At 64.3% G+C, this 19,523-nt stretch carries 18 protein-coding genes; 7 read left to right on the forward strand and 11 right to left on the reverse strand.

Annotated features, from left to right (window positions below):
• Positions 1 to 61 precede the first annotated feature (61 nt).
• The 3 genes from ACQ4OD_RS05340 to ttgA are packed head-to-tail and all read right to left on the reverse strand — an operon-like array spanning position 62 to position 5,814.
• Positions 62 to 1,507: an AdeC/AdeK/OprM family multidrug efflux complex outer membrane factor gene (locus ACQ4OD_RS05340; RefSeq protein ID WP_430943990.1), complete on the reverse strand. Its 1,446-nt coding sequence runs from the start codon at positions 1,505 to 1,507 to the stop codon at positions 62 to 64.
• Positions 1,504 to 4,656 (reverse strand): multidrug efflux RND transporter permease subunit TtgB, encoded by a 3,153-nt coding sequence (gene ttgB, locus ACQ4OD_RS05345; protein WP_102682767.1) that lies wholly within the window; start codon positions 4,654 to 4,656, stop codon positions 1,504 to 1,506. The genes ACQ4OD_RS05340 and ttgB overlap by 4 nt, the downstream gene beginning before the upstream one ends.
• A 3-nt stretch (positions 4,657 to 4,659) precedes the next feature.
• Positions 4,660 to 5,814 (reverse strand): toluene efflux RND transporter periplasmic adaptor subunit TtgA, encoded by a 1,155-nt coding sequence (gene ttgA, locus ACQ4OD_RS05350; RefSeq protein ID WP_102682766.1) that lies wholly within the window; start codon positions 5,812 to 5,814, stop codon positions 4,660 to 4,662.
• Positions 5,815 to 6,072: 258 nt separating this feature from the next.
• Between ttgA and ttgR the strand changes: the two genes are divergently transcribed.
• Positions 6,073 to 6,705: an efflux transport transcriptional regulator TtgR gene (gene ttgR, locus ACQ4OD_RS05355; RefSeq protein ID WP_023630222.1), complete on the forward strand. Its 633-nt coding sequence runs from the start codon at positions 6,073 to 6,075 to the stop codon at positions 6,703 to 6,705.
• 151 nt (positions 6,706 to 6,856) lie between these two features.
• Here ttgR and ACQ4OD_RS05360 read toward each other — a convergent pair whose 3' ends face one another.
• Entirely contained in the window at positions 6,857 to 8,308 is a 1,452-nt protein-coding gene (locus ACQ4OD_RS05360) for an MDR family MFS transporter (RefSeq protein WP_430943991.1), read from the reverse strand.
• A 402-nt stretch (positions 8,309 to 8,710) separates the two neighbouring features.
• On the opposite strand from ACQ4OD_RS05360, the gene ACQ4OD_RS05365 reads away from it, so the two are divergent.
• Positions 8,711 to 9,580 carry an isocitrate lyase/PEP mutase family protein gene (locus ACQ4OD_RS05365; RefSeq protein ID WP_139669439.1) on the forward strand — a complete coding sequence of 290 codons (870 nt, stop codon included), beginning with the start codon at positions 8,711 to 8,713 and terminating at the stop codon, positions 9,578 to 9,580.
• 6 nt (positions 9,581 to 9,586) lie between these two features.
• On the opposite strand, the gene ACQ4OD_RS05370 is transcribed toward ACQ4OD_RS05365, so the two are convergent.
• Both ACQ4OD_RS05370 and ACQ4OD_RS05375 read right to left on the reverse strand, forming a co-directional pair.
• Positions 9,587 to 9,760: a hypothetical protein gene (locus ACQ4OD_RS05370; protein ID WP_173862428.1), complete on the reverse strand. Its 174-nt coding sequence runs from the start codon at positions 9,758 to 9,760 to the stop codon at positions 9,587 to 9,589.
• A gap of 76 nt (positions 9,761 to 9,836) precedes the next feature.
• The gene (locus ACQ4OD_RS05375; RefSeq protein ID WP_102682765.1) at positions 9,837 to 10,745 is read right to left on the reverse strand and encodes a LysR family transcriptional regulator; all 909 of its coding nucleotides are present in this window, start codon (positions 10,743 to 10,745) and stop codon (positions 9,837 to 9,839) included.
• Positions 10,746 to 10,848: 103 nt separating this feature from the next.
• Between ACQ4OD_RS05375 and ACQ4OD_RS05380 the strand changes: the two genes are divergently transcribed.
• Together ACQ4OD_RS05380 and ACQ4OD_RS05385 are read left to right on the forward strand one after the other, a co-directional pair.
• Positions 10,849 to 11,724: an MBL fold metallo-hydrolase gene (locus ACQ4OD_RS05380; protein WP_139669441.1), complete on the forward strand. Its 876-nt coding sequence runs from the start codon at positions 10,849 to 10,851 to the stop codon at positions 11,722 to 11,724.
• Positions 11,725 to 11,752: 28 nt separating this feature from the next.
• Positions 11,753 to 12,367, forward strand: a complete 615-nt coding sequence (locus ACQ4OD_RS05385) for an NAD(P)-dependent oxidoreductase (protein WP_430943992.1) — start codon at positions 11,753 to 11,755, stop codon at positions 12,365 to 12,367.
• Positions 12,368 to 12,409: 42 nt separating this feature from the next.
• On the opposite strand, the gene ACQ4OD_RS05390 is transcribed toward ACQ4OD_RS05385, so the two are convergent.
• Positions 12,410 to 13,276, reverse strand: a complete 867-nt coding sequence (locus ACQ4OD_RS05390) for a LysR substrate-binding domain-containing protein (protein WP_139669444.1) — start codon at positions 13,274 to 13,276, stop codon at positions 12,410 to 12,412.
• A gap of 112 nt (positions 13,277 to 13,388) precedes the next feature.
• Between ACQ4OD_RS05390 and ACQ4OD_RS05395 the strand changes: the two genes are divergently transcribed.
• Positions 13,389 to 15,026, forward strand: a complete 1,638-nt coding sequence (locus ACQ4OD_RS05395; protein WP_110698195.1) for a 5-guanidino-2-oxopentanoate decarboxylase — start codon at positions 13,389 to 13,391, stop codon at positions 15,024 to 15,026.
• Between the two features lie 160 nt (positions 15,027 to 15,186).
• Here the strand turns inward: ACQ4OD_RS05395 and ACQ4OD_RS05400 are convergent, their stop codons facing one another.
• A complete protein-coding gene (locus ACQ4OD_RS05400) occupies positions 15,187 to 16,107 on the reverse strand; it encodes an AraC family transcriptional regulator (protein WP_139669446.1) in 921 nt (306 codons plus the stop codon).
• Between the two features lie 201 nt (positions 16,108 to 16,308).
• On the opposite strand from ACQ4OD_RS05400, the gene ACQ4OD_RS05405 reads away from it, so the two are divergent.
• Together ACQ4OD_RS05405 and ACQ4OD_RS05410 are read left to right on the forward strand one after the other, a co-directional pair.
• Entirely contained in the window at positions 16,309 to 16,602 is a 294-nt protein-coding gene (locus ACQ4OD_RS05405; protein ID WP_198755312.1) for a putative quinol monooxygenase, read from the forward strand.
• 42 nt (positions 16,603 to 16,644) lie between these two features.
• Positions 16,645 to 16,878 carry a hypothetical protein gene (locus ACQ4OD_RS05410; RefSeq protein WP_102682761.1) on the forward strand — a complete coding sequence of 78 codons (234 nt, stop codon included), beginning with the start codon at positions 16,645 to 16,647 and terminating at the stop codon, positions 16,876 to 16,878.
• Here the strand turns inward: ACQ4OD_RS05410 and ACQ4OD_RS05415 are convergent, their stop codons facing one another.
• The 3 genes from ACQ4OD_RS05415 to ACQ4OD_RS05425 all read right to left on the reverse strand — a co-directional run bounded on the left by ACQ4OD_RS05415 (position 16,879) and on the right by ACQ4OD_RS05425 (position 19,416).
• Positions 16,879 to 17,484, reverse strand: a complete 606-nt coding sequence (locus tag ACQ4OD_RS05415) for a flavin reductase family protein (protein WP_139669450.1) — start codon at positions 17,482 to 17,484, stop codon at positions 16,879 to 16,881.
• Between the two features lie 118 nt (positions 17,485 to 17,602).
• Positions 17,603 to 17,929: a hypothetical protein gene (locus ACQ4OD_RS05420; protein ID WP_139669452.1), complete on the reverse strand. Its 327-nt coding sequence runs from the start codon at positions 17,927 to 17,929 to the stop codon at positions 17,603 to 17,605.
• Between the two features lie 335 nt (positions 17,930 to 18,264).
• A complete protein-coding gene (locus tag ACQ4OD_RS05425) occupies positions 18,265 to 19,416 on the reverse strand; it encodes a Fic family protein (RefSeq protein ID WP_430943993.1) in 1,152 nt (383 codons plus the stop codon).
• Between the last annotated feature and the right edge of the window lie 107 nt (positions 19,417 to 19,523).

A 19,523-nucleotide genomic window follows, 5' to 3' on the forward strand; every position in this document is an offset into this window, starting at 1 on the left:
GGCCTGTACGGGCAACAAAAAGCCCACCGCGAGGGTGGGCTTGGTGCCGTTACCGGTCCAGTCAGCCTTTCGGTGTCTGGATCGAGGCTTGCTGCTGGGTCTGCTCGTACCAGCCGCCGCCGAGGGCCTTGTACAGGTTGACCTCGCTGACCAGCTGCGACAGGCGATCACCGATCAGCGACTGCTGGGCGCTGAACAGGTTGCGCTGTGCATCGAGGAAGGTCAGGTTGCTGTCGATACCGATGCGGTAGCGGCGCTCGGCCAGGCGGTAGTAGTCCTGGTTGGCGGCCACCAGGTCACGCTGGGCCTGCAGCTGCTCTTCGAACGTCTTGCGTGCGGCCAGGCCATCGGCGACTTCCTGGAAGGCGGTCTGGATGGTCTTTTCGTACTTGGCGACGTTGATGTCCTTCTGGATCTTCGAGTAGTCCAGGCTGGCCCGCAGGCTGCCGGCGTTGAAGATCGGCAGATTGATCTGCGGCTGGAACAGCCAGGTGCCCGAACCGCCCTTGAACAGCCCGCCCATGTCCGGGCTCAGGGTGCCGGCGTTGGCGGTCAGGCTGATGCTCGGGAAGAACGCTGCCCGCGCCGCGCCGATATTGGCGTTGGCGGCCTTGAGCAGGTGCTCGGCCTCCTGGATGTCAGGGCGGCGCTGCAGGATGTCGGACGGCAGGCCGGCCGGCACTTCGGCCAGCTGGTCGGCATTGAGCTCCAGCGGCTTGGGCAGGTTGGCCGGCACGCCGGTACCTACCAGCACGGTGAGGCTGTTCAGGTCCTGGGCGACCAGGCGCTGGTACTGTGACAGCTTGACGCGAGCGCCTTCGACGGCAGTGCGCGCCTGGCTCAGGTCCAGGGCCGAGGCGACACCCACCTCATTGCTGCGGCGGGTGAGGTTGTAGCTCTCTTCGTACGTCTTGAGCGTTTCCTCGGTCAGCTTCAGCAGCGCCTGGTCGGCCTGCCAGGTGTAGTAGGCGTTGGCCACGCTGGCCACCAGGCTGATCTGCGTGGAGCGGCGCGCCTGTTCGCTGGACAGGTAGGTTTCCAAGGCCTGCTGGGTCAGGCTGCGCACCCGGCCGAACAGGTCCAGCTCATAGGCGCTGACACCCAGGGTGGCCGAGTACTGGCTGCTGATGGTGGATTCGCCGGTCTGCGACATGTTCGCCGGCATCCGCTGGCGGCTGCCGCTGCCATTGGCGGAAACCGCCGGCAGCAGGTCGGCGCGCTGGATGCGGTACTGCGCGCGGTAGGCGTCGATGTTCAGCGCCGCGACCCGCAGGTCGCGGTTGTTTTCCAGCGACGTCTGGATCAGTTGCTGCAGTGCCGGGTCGTGGAAGAACTGGCGCCAGCCCTGTTCGGCCGCAGCGACGTCGGCCGATTGGGCCGGCGAGTACGCAGGGCCTTGCGGCCACTGCGCGGCCACCGGCGCCTCGGGCGTCTGGTAGTCGGGGATCAGCGAGCAACCGCCGAGGATGAAGGCGGTTACCGCCAGGGACAACAAAGACTTGGTCATTGCCCAGCCTCATAACGTGGAGTTTCAGGGGTGGCGTGTTCTTTCGGCTCTTTGCTGCCGAACAGCGACGACACTGCGACGAAGAATAGCGGTACCCAGAAGATGGCCAGCACGGTGGCGCTGATCATGCCGCCGATCACACCGGTGCCGATGGCGTGCTGGCTACCGGCACCAGCGCCGCTGGCGATGGTCAACGGTACCACGCCGAGGATGAACGCCAGCGAGGTCATGATGATCGGGCGCAGACGCATGCGGCAGGCCTCGATGGCTGCGTCGTACAGGCTTTTGCCCTGTTCGTGCAGCTCTTTGGCGAACTCGACGATCAGGATGGCGTTCTTCGCCGCCAGGCCGATGGTGGTCAGCAGGCCGACCAGGAAGTACACGTCGTTGGACAAGCCGCGCAGGCTGGTGGCGAGCAGGGCACCGATGATACCCAATGGCACCACCAGCACGACCGCGATCGGGATCGACCAGCTTTCGTACAGCGCCGCCAGGCAGAGGAACACGAACAGCACCGAGAGGGCGAACAGCGCCGGCATTTGCGAGCCGGAGAGTTTTTCCTCGTAGGACATGCCGGTCCAGGAGAAGCCGATGCCGGTTGGCAGTTCGCCGGCGATGCGTTCGACTTCGGCCATGGCCTCACCGGTACTGTAGCCCGGCGCCGGGGTACCGAGGATCTCGACCGCTTCCACGCCGTTGTAGCGCGACAGCTTCGGCGAGCCATAGCTCCATTCGCCCTTGGCGAACGAGGAGAACGGCACCATCTCGCCCTTGCCGTTGCGCACGTACCACTTCTGCAGGTCTTCTGGGCTCATCCGGGCGTTTGGCGCACCCTGGATGTAGACCTTCTTGACCCGGCCACGGTCGATGAAGTCGTTGACGTAGCTACCGCCCAGGGCGATCGACAAGGTGTTGTTGATGTCGGCGATGGTCACGCCCAGAGCACTGGCGCGTTCGTCGTCGATGGTCAGCTGGTACTGCGGCTCGTCGTTCAGGCCGTTCGGACGCACGGCGCTGAGGATCTTGCTCTGCGCGGCCTTGGCCAGGAACTGGTTTCGCGCTTCCATCAGTTTTGCATGGCCGACGCCGGCGCGGTCCTGGAGGAACACGTCGAAGCCGGTGGCGTTACCCAGTTCGAGTACCGCCGGCGGGGCGAAGGCGAACACCATCGCGTCGCGGAAGCTGAAGAAGTGCATCTGCGCGCGCTGGGCGAGAGCGAACACGCTGTTCTCCTTCGAGCGCTCGCCCCAAGGCTTGAGCATGATGAATGCCATGCCCGAGCTCTGGCCGCGGCCGGCGAAGTTGAAGCCGTTGACGGTGAACACGGATGCCACGGTATCGGCTTCCTTGTCGAGCAGGTACTCGCGCATCTGGTCGACCACCACCTGGGTGCGCTCGGCACTGGAGCCGGCCGGGGTCTGTACCTGGGCGAACAGCACGCCCTGGTCTTCCTCTGGCAGGAATGCGGTCGGAATGCGCGCGAACAGCCAGATCATGCCGACCACGATCAGCGCGTAGGCCAGCAGGAACGGGATCTTGTTGCGCAGGATGGTGCCGACGCTCCGCTCATAGCCGACGACGCTGCGGTCGAAATTGCGGTTGAACCAGCCGAAGAAGCCGCGCTTGGCCACATGGTGCTCGCCCTTCTTCAATGGCTTGAGCATGGTGGCGCACAAGGCCGGGGTGAAGATCAGCGCGACCAGCACCGACAGGCCCATGGCCGAGACGATGGTGATGGAGAACTGACGATAGATCACACCGGTGGAACCGCCGAAGAAGGCCATCGGCAGCAGTACCGCCGACAATACCAGGGCGATACCCACCAGGGCGCCCTGGATCTGCTCCATGGAGCGCTTGGTCGCCTCCTTGGGCGGCAGTCCTTCCTCGGACATCACCCGCTCGACGTTCTCCACCACGACGATGGCATCGTCCACCAGCAGGCCGATGGCCAGGACCATGGCGAACATGGTCAGGGTGTTGATGCTGAAACCGGCGGCGGCGAGGATGCCGAAGGTACCCAGCAATACCACCGGTACGGTCATGGTGGTGATGATGGTGGCGCGGAAGTTCTGCAGGAACAGGTACATCACCAGGAACACCAGGACCACCGCTTCGATCAGGGTGTGGATTACCCCGCTGATCGATTCGGTGACCACCGGGGTGGTGTCATACGGGAACACCGCCTTCACCCCCGGTGGGAAGAATGGCTCGAGGCCGCTGATGGTCGTGCGCAGCGCTTTGGCGGTATCCAGGGCGTTGGCGCCGGTGGCCAGCTTGACCGCCAGGCCCGAGGCCGGCTTGCCGTTGTACTGGGCGCTGATGGCGTAGTTTTCGCCGCCCAGGCCAACCTGGGCCACGTCGCCCAGGCGTACCTGGGAACCGTCGGCATTGACCTTGAGCAGGATCTTCTCGAACTGCTCGGCTGTCTGCAGACGGGTCTTGCCGATGATGGTGGCGTTGAGCTGGGTACCTGGCAGCGCCGGCAGGCCGCCGAGCTGGCCGGAGGATACCTGCACGTTCTGCGCGGCGACCGCGGTGCGCACGTCGACCGGGGTCAGCTGGAACTTGTTCAGCTTGGCCGGATCCAGCCAGATACGCATGGCGTACTGCGCACCGAACACCTGGAAGTCGCCCACGCCTGCGGTCCGCGAGATCGGGTCCTGCATGTTGGAGACGATGTAGTTGGCCAGGTCGTCCTTGGTCATGCTGCCGTCTTCGGACACCAGGCCGATCACCAGCAGGAAGTTCTTCACTGCCTTGGTGACGCGGATACCTTGCTGCTGCACTTCCTGCGGCAACAGCGGGGTGGCCAGGTTCAGCTTGTTCTGTACCTGAACCTGCGCGGTGTCCGAGTTGGTGCCCTGCTCGAAGGTGGCGGTGATGGTCATGCTGCCGTCGGAGTTACTTTCCGACGACACATAACGCAGGTTGTCGATCCCGTTGAGCTGCTGCTCGATCACCTGCACCACGGTGTCCTGCACGGTCTGCGCCGAGGCGCCCGGGTAGGTCACGGAGATGGCGATGGCCGGCGGGGCGATGCTCGGGTACTGGTTGATCGGCAGCTTCAGGATCGACAGGGCGCCGACCAGCATGATCACCAGGGCGATCACCCAGGCGAAGATCGGGCGATCGATAAAGAACTTCGACATGGTTTACTCCGCTTTGGCGTCAGCTTTGGCCGTGTTGGCCTGAGCAGCGCTGGCCGGCTTCTTGACGTTGGTGGCTTCGCTGACCTTGACCTCGACGCCTGGTCGCACGAACTGCAGCCCTTCGGTGATCAGACGGTCGCCCGGGTTCAGGCCTTCCTCGATCAGCCAGTCACTGCCCAGGGTGCGGCTGGCCTTGAGCTGGCGCAGTTCGACCTTGTTCTCCTGGTTGACCACCAGCGCGGTCGGCGCACCCTTGAGGTCACGGGTCACGCCCTGTTGCGGGGCCAGGATGGCGTTGGCGTTGACGCCGGCCTTGAGCCGCGCATGCACGAACATGCCGGGCAGCAGGGTGTGGTCGGGGTTGGGGAAGATCGCGCGCAGAGTGACGGAACCGGTGGTCTCGTCGACCGCGACTTCGGAGAACTCCAGGCGGCCCTGTTGCTTGAACAGGCTGCCGTCTTCCAGCACCAGCTGAACCTGGGCGGCGTTGTCGCCGGCCTTCTGCAACTGGCCGCTTTCCAGGTCACGGCGCAGCTTGAGCAGCTCGGCGGTGGACTGGGTGACGTCGACGTAGATCGGGTCGAGCTGCTGGATGGTGGCCATGGCGTTGGTCTGGCCGTTGTTCACCAGGGCGCCTTCGGTGACCGAGGAGCGGCCGACGCGGCCACTGATCGGGGCCAGCACCTTGGTGTAGCGCAAGTCGATCTGGGCGCTCTTGAGCGATGCCTCGGCCTGCAATCGTTTGGCATTGGCGTCATCGTATTCCTGCTTGGAGACGGCCTGCTCGTCGATCAGTTGCTTGTAACGCTCGGCCAGCGAGCGGGTAGCCTGCAGGTTGGCCTGGGCGTTGGCCAGGTTCGCCTCGTAGACGGCTGGGTCGATCTGGTAGAGCTGTTGCCCTTCCTTGACGTCGCTGCCTTCCTTGAACAGGCGCTTGAGAATGATGCCGTTCACCTGTGGGCGGACCTCGGCCACACGGTAGGCGCTGGTGCGCCCCGGCAGTTCCGAGGTCAGGGTGAAGGCTTGCGGTTGTACGGTCACGACGCCGACCTGAGGAGCCTGCGGCGCAGGCGCTGCTTCCTCTTTCTTACAGCCACTGAGCAGGGTTGCCAGGGCCACGGCGGAAACCAGGGCGGTTACGGCTGGCTTGAATTGCATGAGGATCCTCGGGTCGCAGGAGCAGGGGAGCTCAAGAATATAGTGGAAGTGCTTTGTCAGAAAAACGCTATCCGGTGGATAAATAGCTTGCTAAGGAATATACTTACATTCATGGTTGTTTGTAAATAGTGCCGGTGCGTCGTGGGTGACCACCGTCTATCGCCCAAATCCACCCGGGAGCGGCCCTGAAAGAGCCTGCCCCGGCCTGATTCCCGCCCGCAAGATTGAGCGCGCGGGGCCTGATGAGGTTGTACTGCCATGGTCCGTCGAACCAAAGAAGAAGCCCAGGAAACCCGCGCCCAGATCATCGAGGCGGCGGAGAAGGCCTTCTACAAGCGCGGGGTAGCGCGTACCACCCTGGCCGACATCGCTGAGCTCGCCGGCGTCACTCGCGGGGCGATCTACTGGCACTTCAGCAACAAGGCCGAGTTGGTGCAGGCGCTGCTCGACAGCCTGCACGAGACCCATGACCACCTGGCCCGCGCCAGTGAAAGCGAGGATGAACTCGATCCGCTTGGCTGCATGCGCAAGCTGTTGCTGCAAGTGTTCAACGAGTTGGTGCTCGATGCCCGAACCCGGCGTATCAACGAAATCCTGCATCACAAGTGCGAATTCACCGACGACATGTGTGAGATTCGCCAGCAGCGTCAGGGCGCGGTGCTGGACTGTCATCAAAGCATTGCCCTGGCCTTGGGTAATGCCGTACGCCGCGGCCAGTTGCCTGCCGAGCTCGAGATCGACCGGGCTGCGGTGGCCATGTTTGCCTATGTGGATGGTCTGATCGGCCGCTGGCTGCTGCTGCCGGAAAGCTTCGACCTGTTGGGCGATGTCGAGAAATGGGTCGACACCGGGCTGGATATGCTGCGCTTGAGCCCTGGCTTGCGCAAATGACACTTTGTTAACGATTGTGAGGAAGTGTTATCCCTTTTCGGTTAACGCAGGATTAATAACCTGGAAGCGGTCTTGCCCGGCAATGACAACCTTCAGGCCGTGATGTCGCCTGGGCGGACGCTATCGCGGGGCAAGCCCGCTGCCACGCCTTTCAGCGCCCGCGCAACTGTCTGTCCGGCAAGGCCAGCGCCGCCAACAGGCCGATCAGCGAAGCCCCGGCACTGACCAGCAACAGGTCGCGGAAGGTTTCCAGCAAACGCGCCTGGGTGTGCGGATCCGCCTCGCCCGCCTTGAGGCTGCCCAGCAGCGGGTTGCCCAGCACTTCGAAGCCACCCTGGTGCAACCACGCCAGCAACAGGCTGGACATGCACGCCACCCCCATCGCCCCGCCCAGCGAGCGGAACAGGTTGGTGGTGCTGGTCGCCACGCCGATGTCCTTGCTGTCCACCGCGCTTTGCGTGCCCACCAGCGAGGTGGGAAATTGCAGGCCGCAGGCAATGCCTGTCAGCAGCATGAACAGTGCGCTCTGTAACCAGGCTTGCGGCGGCGTCAGTGCCATGGCTGCGATGGCCATTGGCATCAACAGCGCGCCTGTGAGGATCTGTGGCTTGAAGCGCCCGGTGCGGCTGGTCATGCGTCCACCGGTAAAGGCGCCGATTGGCAGCCCCATGGCCAGCGGCAGCAAGTGCAGCGCCGCGCTGTCGGCGCCGGCACCGGTGATGCCCTGGTAGCGCAGGGGCATCAGCATGGTCAACGAGATTGACTGGAAGCTGGCAAAGAAGATCACGCACCAGCACAGCACCGCGACCCGGTTGCCGAACAGGCCCAGAGGCAACAGTGGCTCGCGACAGCGCCGCTCGTGGACTATGAACGCCGCCAGCCCCAGCAGTGCGCAGGCCAGCAACGCCAGGACCTCGGACGACCGCCAGGCATGCCCCTGGCCGACCAGGGTGATGCCCAGCAGCAGGCTACCCAGACCGAGGATCATCAGCGCCGCGCCGAGGTAGTCGACCTGTGCCTGGCGATGCTTGACCGGCAACCCGTCCAGCGCCCGGTGGATCACCCACAGCGCGATCAGCCCCAGCGGCAGGTTGATCCAGAACACCCAGCGCCAGGACAGGTACTCGGTCAGCCAGCCGCCCAGCACCGGCCCGGCGACGCTGGCCAGGGCATACATGCTGCTGAAATAGCCCTGGTAGCGGCCGCGTTCACGAGGTGGCACGAAGTCGCCGATGATTGCCTGGCTGACCGACACCATGCCACCCGCACCGATACCCTGGAGCACCCGCGCCAGCACCAGCTGCGGCATGTCCTGGGCCAGGCCGCAGGCCACCGAGGCCAGGGTGAACAGGGCGGTGCCGGTGAGGATCATGCGCCGCCGCCCATAAAGGTCACCAAGCTTGCCGTAGATCGGCACGGCGATGGTCATGGCGACCATGTAGCCAGAGATGACCCAGGCCAGCAGGCCGACATCGTCGAACTGGGCGGAGATCGCCGGCAGCGACACGGCGACGATGGTCTGGTCGAGGGCACCGAGGAAGATCGCCAGCATCAGGGCGGTAAGAACGCTGCGCAGAACGGTGGGGGGCAGGGCGGCGGTCACGGTGGATACCTTGTGGTCAGAGCTGGCGCGATCGCGAGGCATCGAGGGAGCGGGCTTGCTCCGTGATGGGCTCATTCGTGGTGGGGCATTGTACCCTGAGTTACATAGCTACCTATGTACTCCGTGCATCCCCTATGCAAGATCGGCATTGGCGCATTCATCCAGCGCTGCATGGCCGCGTGATATCGTGGCAGGGCCGCAGAGGCTGAAATTCGTGGCCTGCACCAGCTTGGTGCAACTATTTTCCACAGGTTTCGCGTCGCTGTATGTCCACGCCTTCTATTCCTCTGCCTGCATGTCGAGCATGACCGCCCTGATGGCGACGGTTGGAACAGTCAGGTAGACCCGATACAGGGGTCGGTTGTCAGCCGTTCACCATTTCTCATTACAAGCGGAGTGATCATGCCCAAGGCTTCCCACCACGATCTGCGTTTTGCCTTCCGCGAACTGCTTGCTTCAGGTTCGTGCTATCACACCGCGTCGGTCTTCGACCCGATGTCAGCCCGTATTGCCGCCGACCTTGGTTTTGAAGTCGGCATTCTGGGTGGTTCGGTCGCCTCGCTGCAGGTCCTGGCCGCGCCGGACTTCGCCCTGATCACCCTGAGCGAGTTTGTCGAGCAGGCTACCCGTATCGGCCGTGTCGCCCAGTTGCCGGTGCTTGCCGACGCCGACCACGGCTACGGCAATGCGCTCAACGTGATGCGCACGGTGATCGAACTGGAACGCGCTGGCGTTGCCGCGCTGACCATCGAGGATACCTTGCTGCCGGCCCAGTTCGGTCGCAAGTCCACCGACCTGATCTCGGTGGAGGAGGGCGTGGGCAAGATCCGCGCGGCACTGGAGGCGCGGGTCGATTCGGCCCTGGCGATCATTGCGCGCACCAATGCCGGCGTGCTGACCACCGAGGAAATCATCGTGCGCACCCAGAGCTACCAGAAGGCGGGCGCCGATGGTATCTGCATGGTGGGGGTCAAGGACTTCGAGCAACTTGAACAGATTGCCGAGCACCTGAGCGTGCCGTTGATGCTGGTGACCTACGCCAACCCGAGCCTGCGCGACGACGAGCGCCTGGCGCGCCTGGGCGTGCGTATCGTGGTTGACGGCCATGCCGCCTACTTCGCCGCGATCAAGGCCACCTACGACTGCCTGCGCCAGCAGCGTGGCCTGCAGCACAAGTCGGACAGCCTCGGTGCCACCGAGCTTTCGCACACCTACACCCAGCCCGAGGACTACATTCGCTGGGCGAAAGAGTACATGAGCGTCGAGGAGTGATCCGACCTACCTGACGGCGCTCAGCGTGGCGCTGTGGGGAACGCAATGCTCATGGACGCAACTGTTGGCCGTGTTGGGCTGGCTGCGTAGCAGCTCCACCCGCCAGCAGGCCGAGCCATAGAGCCCGGCTACCGCGAGCAGGGCGAAGACGAGGGCGCAACGCCTGGATTTGATACTCATGGTGCGGACCTCCTGTTGGTGCAACAGGTGATACCTTCAAGCATAGGCCCAATGCGCGTATCTGCACCGTCTTGACTCAGCTCAACCCCTTGTCCCACTCCGGTTCGTCGCCAAACCGCTGCGCGAGAAAGTCCAGCATGCTGCGCAATGTCGCCGGCATGTGCTTGCGCGAGGTGTACACCGCATTCAGGGTAAGTTCCCGCGGCTTGGCTTGCGGCAGCAATCGCACCAGCTCGCCACTGCGCAGTGCGGCTGCTGCCTGGTAGGTGGGCAGCATGGCGATGCCGGCATGGGCCAGGGCGGCTTTCTGCAGGGTCATGGCCTCGTTGGCGCTGATGTTGCCCTGCACCGGCACGGCGACGCTCTGCCCGCCCACCTCGAAATGCCACAGGCTGTGACCGAAGTAGGCGTGGGTCAGGCAGTTGTGCTGGCTCAACGCCTCGACCCGGTCCGGCGTACCGTGCTCGCGCAGGTAGGCGGGGCTGGCGCAGACCACCGAGCGGCACACGCTCAGGCGCCGGGCGATGAGGTTGGGGTCGACATCGTTGCTGGTGCGGATCGCCAGGTCGATGCGCTCGTCCACCAGGTTGACGGTGCGGTCGAGCATCTGCAGCTCAACCTTCACCCCGGGGTAGCGTTTGACGTAGGCCGCCAGCGCATCCACCAGCTGGGCTTGGCCGAACGAGGTGCTGACGCTGATGCGCAGCTCGCCACGGGGCGCGTCGTCCGGCTGGCGCACGGCGCTTTGCAGGTCGCCGGCCAGCTCCAGCATCTGCCGACAACGTGGCAAGGTCTCGAGGCCTGCCGCCGTCAGGCTGAGCTTGCGGGTGGTGCGTTGCATCAGGCGTGCCCCGACCCAGTCCTCCAGCTCCGCCAGGTAGCGGGATACCACGGGCCTGGAGAGTTCCAGGTGGTCCGCGGCGGCCGACTGGCTGCCCAGGTCGACGACGGTGACGAATACGCGCATGGCGTTGAGCCGATCCATGATCTGTCCGATTTCAGAAACAAACTATGTCGAAGCATCGCATTTTTTGTATTGGATCGGGCAACTAAGCTTGCACCCATCGTCCCACTCACAGGATCTTGCAATGTCTCTCTTCACGCCCCTTCGCGGCCTGCTGCTGGCCTGCCTTACCCTCGGCGGCCAGGCCATGGCTGCCGAACCGCTCAAGCTGGACGCCTACAACCCCGGTCACGCGGCGATCTTCCCGGTCAGCTCGGTGATCGTCAGCGGTGCCCACGACGCCATCCTGGTCGACGCCCAGTTCGGCAAGGCCCAGGCCGAGCAGGTGGTCGAGCGCCTGCGTGCCAGCGGCAAGCAACTGACCACCATCTATGTCAGCCATGGCGACCCGGACTTCTACTTTGGCCTGGACACCATCACCCAGGCGTTCCCCAAGGCCCGCGTAGTCGCCTCGGCCGCCACGGTCGAGCATATCCGCAAGACCATGGATGCCAAGCTGGCCTATTGGGGCCCGCAGATGGGCGCGGACAAACCGGCACGTCTGGTTGTACCGCAGGTATTGCAGGGTGATCGCCTGGAACTGGAAGGCCAGGCACTGCAGGTCGTCGGCCTGGACGGTCCGCAGCCGGACCGCAGCTTCGTCTGGATTCCCTCGATCAAGGCAGTGGTCGGTGGCGTGGTGGTTTCCGAGCACATCCACGTGTGGATGGCTGATACCCAGACCGCGCAATCCCACGCCGACTGGCTGAAGACCCTGGCGAACATCGAGCAGCTCGCGCCGCGCACGGTGATCCCGGGGCATTACCTGGGCGACAGCAGCCGTTCGCTGGACGCGGTGCGCTTTACCGCCGGCTACATTGGTGATTTCGACATCGAGACCGCCAAGGCTGCCAATGCCGCCGCGCTGATCGCGGCGATGAAGCAGCGCTACCCGAACCTGGGTGACGAGAGCTCCCTGGAATTGGGCGCCAAGGTCGCCAAGGGCGAGATGAAGTGGTAACCCCTTTCAACCTGTTGGAGTGTTTCCCATGAGCAAGATCGCAATCATCGGCGCCACCGGGCGCGCCGGCAGCCAGTTGCTGGAAGAGGCCCTGCGTCGGGGCCACAGTGTGGTGGCCATCGCCCGCAATCCGAGTGCGTTGCAAGGCCGTGACGGTGTGACGGTCAAGGCGCTGGATGCCAAGGACAGTGCCGCCTTGCAGGCGGCGGTGACGGGCTGTGACGCGGTGCTGAGCGCGGCGCATTTCTCGACCATCGAGCCTGGCGCGATCATCGAGCCGGTCAAGCGTGCCGGGGTCAAGCGCCTGCTGGTGGTGGGCGGCGCTGGCAGCCTGCTGCTGCCGTCCGGGCACCGGGTGATCGACAGCCCGGATTTCCCGGAAGCCTACAAGGCCGAGGCCAATGCCGGTGTGCGCTTCCTCGATACGCTGCGCCAGGAGCCGACCCTGGACTGGACCTTCCTGTCGCCGTCGGCGGAGTTCGTCGAAGGTCAGCGCAGCGGGCACTACACCCTGGGCAAGGATCACCTGCTGATCGGCGCCGACGGCAAGAGCTGGATCACCTTTGCCGACTATGCCATCGCCATGCTCGACGAGCTGGAGAAGCCGGCGCATTCGCGGGCACGGTTCACGGTCGGCTGCTGAGGCGTCTGCATCGCGGGGCAAGTCGGGGCCCCGCGATTGATGTCATGTGCGGGCACGCGCCTGCAGCCACTCCATCAACTCGACCAACCCCGTGGGCATGCTCTTCGACGGGCTGACCAGGTAATACCCCTTCCCGGTCGTCACCTTCAGCTCGAACGGCATGCACAAACGCCCGGCGCGCAGGTCGTCGCCTATCAGCGAGAAATCGCCGATGGCGATCCCGGTCCCCTGGGAGGCCATGGCCATCGCCATGTCCAGTGTCTCGAAGTGCTGCTTCGGTCCCTGGGGTTCGACGCCGGCATTGGCCGCCTGCAACCACAACCGCCAGTCGTGCTCGTCCCGAGAGGGGTGCAGCAGCATCTGCCGCGCCAGGTCCTGCAATTGCAAGGGGACGCTAGATATCGATGGTGCGCAGACCGGTGTCAGTTGTTCATCGAACAGCTTGCGTACCTGCAGCCCATGGTTCGGCACCGCGCCATACACAACGGCCGCATCGAAGCCCTCGCGGCGAAAATCCACGCCATGCTGCACCGTGGTGGTCAATTCCACCGGCACATCCGGGCGTAGCGCCTGCCATTCCAATAGCCGCGGCAGCAGCCAGCGCATCACGCAGGTCGGCGCCTTGAGCTGCAGTGTCGTACTGCGCCCGCCGACTTCGCGCACGCCTTGCTCGATCAGGGCGAAGACCTGCTGCACCCGAGGCAGCCAGTCCTGTCCTTCGCGGGTCAGGGCCAGGCCACGGGCCTGGCGCTGGAACAGCGCATAGCCCAGATGTTCCTCGAGCCCGGCGATCTGTCGGCTGACCGCGCCCTGGGTGATATGCAACTGTTGCGCGGCACGGGTGAAGTTGCAGTGCTGCGCGGTCACCAGGAAGGTGTGCAGAGCGGGGAGGGGCGGCAGGCGTTTCATTGTGACAAGCCATGATATGAGGTCATGGCTAGTATGTGTTTTTTTGCATTGTGGCGGTAGTCGGCACTTGGTTCCATGAGCACCAGTCTCAACAAGAATCGGGTACTCGATGATGGCAACCTGTGGCGAAGTGCTGGTCAAACTCCTCGAAGGCTATGGTGTCGACCATGTCTTCGGCATTCCCGGCGTGCATACCGTGGAACTCTACCGCGGCCTGGCTGCCTCCTCGATCCGCCACATCACCCCGCGCCACGAGCAGGGCGCCGGGTTCATGGCCGACGGCTACTCGCGTACCCGGGGCAAGCCTGGTGTGTGCTTCATCATCACCGGCCCGGGCATGACCAACATCACCACCGCCATGGGCCAGGCCTACGCCGACTCGATCCCGATGCTGGTGATTTCCAGCGTGCAGTCGCGCAGTCAGTTGGGTGGCGGGCGCGGCAAGTTGCACGAACTGCCCAACCAGGCCGGGCTGGTGGCGGGGGTGGCGGCGTTTTCGCATACCTTGATGAGTGCCGATGACTTGCCCGAGGTATTGGCCCGTGCCTTTGCCGTATTCGACGGTGGCCGCCCGCGCCCGGTGCATATCGAGATCCCGCTGGATGTGCTGGTGGAGCCCGCAGATCACCTGCTACCGGCCCGCCCGGTGCGCACCGCCCGGGCGGGCGCGGCGCCGCAGACCGTGCAGCAGATGGCCATGCGCCTGGCCAAGGCGCGCCGGCCGTTGATCCTTGCCGGCGGTGGTGCCCTGGACGCCGCCGCCGGGCTGGCCAGGCTGGCCGAGCACCTGCAGGCGCCGGTAGCGCTGACGATCAATGCCAAGGGGCTGCTGCCGGCCAACCATCCGCTGCAGATCGGCTCGACCCAGACTTTGCCGGCCACCCGTGCGCTGGTGGCCGAGGCCGACGTAGTGCTGGCCATCGGCACCGAGCTGGCCGAGACCGATTACGACGTGACGTTCAAGGGTGGTTTCGAGATTCCCGGCAGCCTCCTGCGGATCGATATCGACCCGGACCAGACGGTGCGCAACTACCCGCCCGAACTGGCCCTGGTGGCCGATGCCGCACAGGCGACCGAGGCCCTGCTGGTGGCCCTGCACATGCAGGCGCAACCACTGCGTGATGGTCACTGGGGCGCTGCTCGGGCCGCCCGACTGCGCCAGGAAAACGCAGCCACCTGGGACCAGCCGACCTTGAGCCAGACCCGTTTGCTGAACAGCATCCTGGAAACCCTGCCGGATGCCGTGCTGGTGGGCGATTCGACCCAGCCGGTCTACACCGGCAACCTGACCCTGGACATGACCCGGCCACGCCGCTGGTTCAACGCGTCAACGGGCTACGGCACGCTGGGCTACGCGTTGCCGGCGGCCATGGGCGCCTGGCTCGGCAGCGCCGAAGTGCGCGCCGCGCGTGCGCCCACGGTATGCCTGATCGGTGATGGCGGGCTGCAGTTCACCCTGCCCGAACTGGCCAGTGCAGTCGAGGCGCAGGTGCCGCTGATCGTGCTGCTGTGGAACAACCAGGGGTACGAGGAAATCAAGAAGTACATGGTCAATCGGGCGATCGAGCCGGTCGGTGTGGACATCCACACCCCGGACTTCATCGGCGTGGCGCGGGCGCTGGGGGCCGACGCCGAGTCGGTGGCTGACGTGGCGCAGTTGCAGGCGGCGCTGGGCCGAGCGGTGGAGCGCCCGGGGCCGACGTTGATCCAGGTGGATCAGGGGCAATGGCAGTTGGCGGTGCAAGGCTGACTGCGCCACGAGGGCTGTGCCCTCGATTCGCCGGCAAGCCGGCTCCCACCCCTATCGCGCCGCCTCAGGTTAAGCGCCATCCCTGTGGGAGCTGGCTTGGCAGCGATGAGGCCATTACAAACCACACAAGATAGTTGCTCCCTCAAGTGTGGTTGGTCACTCAGCTGGCGCTGGCGCGCAACCTTGCCACGTCGCGGATCGGCGGCGCGCCATACAACCGGCTGTATTCTCGGCTGAACTGGGACGGGCTCTCGTAGCCCACCCGGTAACCGGCCACGGCAGCCTCCAACCCCTCGTTGAACATCAGGCGTCGGGCTTCCTGCAGGCGCAGTTGCTTCTGGTATTGCAAGGGGCTCATCGACGTCACCGACTTGAAGCGGTGATGCAGGGTGGAGACGCTGAGGTTCACTTCCCGGGCGAGGTCTTCGATACGCAACGGCTGGTGATAATGGTTGTTGAGCCAGGTAATCGCCTGGCAGACCCGATGGGTCTGGCTGTTGGCCAGGGCGATTTCGTACAGACGGTAACCTTGGGGGCCGCGCAACAGGCGGTAGAAGATTTCCCGGCGGATCATCGGCGCGAGGATGGCAATGTCGCGTGGCGAGTCCAACAGTTTGATCAGGCGGATCAACGCGTCCAGAAGCTGCGGATCGCTTTTCTCCACGTACAGGCCGAGACCTGATGGCCGGTTGGGCACGACCATCGGGCTGCTCTCGGCGATCAGTTGGCTCAGTTGCGCCGGGTCGATGTCCAGGCGCAAGCCCAGCGCGGGATGCTCGGGACTGGCCTTGAGCAGGGCGCCGCTGATCGGCAGGGTGACCGACACCACCATGTAGTGCAGCGGATCATAGGCGTAATGTTCGTCGCCGAGGATCAGGGTCTTGCTGCCTTGGGCAAGAATGCACAACGCCGGTTGAGCCAGCGCGGGCATGCCGCGGATCTCCTCTTCGTAGCACGTAAGGTAAAGGTCCTCGATGGCCGACGCCGGGCCATGGGGCTGGCCGGCGTGGCGCTGGATCAGCGCGGCCAGTTCCTGGCGCTGCAGCTCAAGGGGCGAGTCGGGTGGCGGGAGCGTGGTCATGGCGTGGTTCCTCTACTGACCGGGCCAGCATAGGTATGGGCAATGTCGGGCGCTAGTCGAATGCTGTCGTTCGATTGCCTGATCCTGTCGCGCGGCAGGATCAGGCAATCGCTCGGCAGTAATGGCCTAACGTCGCGCGAGGGCAGGGCCCTAATCTTGGCAGCCTGTTTTCCCGTCCGTAGCGCTTCAAGGAGATCGTTCATGACCCAGCCTCAACCGGTCACTCACCTGGCTTTCATCCGCGCCAGCAACGGTCGTTCGGCGGAACTCGGCATGCGCCTGCGCGACCTGCTGGAGCCGTCGCTGCGGGCGCCCGGCTGCCTGAGTTTCAGTGTGCAGCGTTCGCAGGTCGATACCGATCTGTGGCTGCTCAGCGGCAGCTGGAGCGACCAGCAGGCGATGAGCGGCTATTTCGCCTCGCCCACCCTGGAGGTGTTTGGCGAGCTGGTCCAGGCGCAGGTGGTCAGCAGCCTTGACCTGCATACCTTCGCCTGATGTGTAGAATGCCGCCCCTACATCATTCAGGCGGAGTGCAGCATGGCACGTAAAGAATTCCCCCACTTCGAAGCGGTCTCGGCGATGGTCCCGGTGCAAGGCGGCGGCTACCACGCGGCGATCGCCGTGAAGGCCCTGGGCATGGGCGGTGCGCCGCGCTTTCACAAAGTGCTCGACGGGCAGGTGTTCCAGTCGGCGCTCGCGGCCGACGAGGCCGCTTGTGCTGAACTCGAACGCCTACAGGGTGTAGGCGAGGAAGGCGAACTGCTCTTCTGATCAGACCTGTGGACGGGCCATCTTGAACAGCTCGCCCAGCGCAAAGTAGTCGGCCGGGCCGCCGCCACGCAGGATCGGCTCGGCGGCGGCGGTGTCGTAGATGCCGTCCTTGAGCAGGTGCTCGGCAATGTGCACCGCCACTACCTCTCCGAGGATCAGCCAGCTGGGGACAGTTTCCTGGTCGGCGCGTTTGAGCTGGACGATCTGGCTGACCTTGCATTCGAAGCTCACCGGGCTCTCGCCCACACGTGGCACCTTGACCACGTTGGACAGGGCCGGGGTCAGGCCACTGAGCGCGAACTCGTCGATATCTGCCGCCACCGCGGCACAGCTCTGGTTCATCTGCTCGGCCAGCGGCCGGGTAGCCAGGTTCCAGACGAACTCGCCGGTCTGCTCGATGTTGTTCAGGCTGTCTTTGCGCCCGACGCTGCAGAAACCGATGATCGGTGGGATGTAGTTGAAGGCGTTGAAGAAGCTGTAGGGCGCCAGGTTCAGGCGGCCTTCGCGATCATGGCTGGAGATCCAGCCGATGGGCCGTGGGCCGACGATGGCGTTGAACGGGTCGTGGGGCAGGCCGTGGCCTTTGGCGGGTTCGTAGTAGTACATCTGCGCAAGGCCGCGAGGCCCTTCCTGGTGGGGGACGAGGCGCCTAGTGTGCCAAGGCTTGGCTCAACTGCAAATGATCAAGCCCGGCCGAAGCCGGGCTGGTAGCGCGCATCAGTGATCAGCTGATGCGGTGGCCGTTGGTGCGGTCGAAACCATCCTCTGCGAAGCGCTGGCCGCCAGTACGGTCGAAGCCGTCTTCAGCAAAGCGCTGGCCGCCGGTGCGGTCGAAGCCATCTTCGGCGAAGCGCTGGCCGCCGGTGCGGTCGAAGCCGTCTTCGGCGAAGCGCTGGCCGCCAGTACGATCAAAGCCATCTTCTGCGTAGTTGGCCGACTGGCTCTGTGCAGCGGCAAAGGTGTGGGCGTTGGTGCGATCGAAACCGTCTTCGGCGAAGGCGCCAGTAGCCAGTACCGACAGGGCGAGGGAAAGGATCAGTTTGTTTTTCATGGTCGTTGCTCCGATGAGTGCCAGGGGTTGTTGTTTCTATGGGTTTAATATTACGCCTGCAAATTTGATTAAAAAGCGCAAAAAATAATGGATAAAAATCTAATAATTAGATTGGTTTGGGCGTGAATGACCTTCAATGCAGTCTTCTGGCGCCCTGCTCGCCGATCAGCCCTGGAACTCAAGAATGAAAAGCGCAGACCGACGACAGGGCCATATCAGCATGTGCCCAGACAATTAATGGGAAATTAAGGCGTGGCGGCAGCGGTTCCTGGGGAGGCATGCACAGACCGCAAGGCGGCTTGCACTTGGTCCGGTAGCGTCATTTCGTGCAAGCGTCAGGTCGCTTGGGTGTTCACCGTATAGCGGGTACTTCGCCCGCCAGCGGGCAGACGAACCAGGCAGTTTTTCTGCAGCAGGTCGGCCAGGTGCCGGGTGGCCGTGGCCTTGGAGACCTTGGCCACGGCCTGGTACTGGCTGGCGCTGATGCCATCCTCGAAGCCGCTAGACCCGCCATCGAGCAGTCGATTGAGCACCTTGACCTGTTCGGGCAACAAACCATCGCCCCGATGGATCAGCCAGAAGCGCGACTTGGCCAGCACCCGGTCAATGCGCACCAGCGCCTGCTGGAGGCTGCGCAGCAAGGTGGCAAGGAACCAGGCTAGCCAGCGTGTGACGTCCAGATCGCCGCGCTGGCTGCTTTCAAGGGCTGCGTAGTAGCCGGAGCGATCTTCCAGGATACTGCTGGACATGGCGTAGAAACGCACCGCTCGCTGCTCGCCCTGGGCCAATGCCAGGTCTGTGATGGCGCGGGTCAGGCGGCCATTGCCATCGGCGAAGGGGTGCAGGGTGACGAACCAGAAATGGGCCAGGCCCGCACGCAGCAGGGGATCGAGTTGCCGATCATGGCGGCTGCTCTCGAACCAGTCGAGGAACTGCTGCACCTGCTGCTCCAGGCCGGCGCGTGGCGGTGCCTCAAAATGCACCTTGGGCTTGTCGATACGCCCCGATATCACCTGCATCGGGGCATGGTCGCGCCATGCGCCGATTGGCAGGAGAGGTGCGAGCGAGTCGTCGGTTTCGGGGAACAGCCAGCGGTGCCAGAGGAACAGGCGCGGCTGATCCAGTGGGCGAACATAGCCCATGGTCGCGTCCACCATCAGCTCGGCCAGGCCCTCGCTGCGTGTCGTGGTTGTTCCCGGCTCGGCAATGCCAAGCCGTCGGGCGAGGGAGGAGCGAACGGACTCCACATTCAGCTGTTCACCCTCGATGGCCGAGGACGTGACAATGTTCTGCAACAGGGTATCGAGCGTGTCCAGGTTGGCATTGGCCTCGGTCACTGCTCCCGCTCTGCCCAGCAGGCAACCCTGCGCCTGGACGCAGTCCCTGAGCAAGGGGGCAAGTTGCGACTCGTTCCAGCGAAAGCCGGGCCAGTCGGCCTGCTGCCACACCCAGAAGGTGTCTGCAGCGGTGTGCTGTTTTGAGGTCATGAGCCGAATAATAGCGCTATTCAGCTCATGTTGTGAGCCGAATAGCGCTATTGTTTGGGACACGCCTATTAAAAAGGGGCGCTCCGTCAACCGTAGCGCCCCTTTTT

This window comes from Pseudomonas sp. WC1 (assembly GCF_050586565.1).
Taxonomy (GTDB): domain Bacteria; phylum Pseudomonadota; class Gammaproteobacteria; order Pseudomonadales; family Pseudomonadaceae; genus Aquipseudomonas.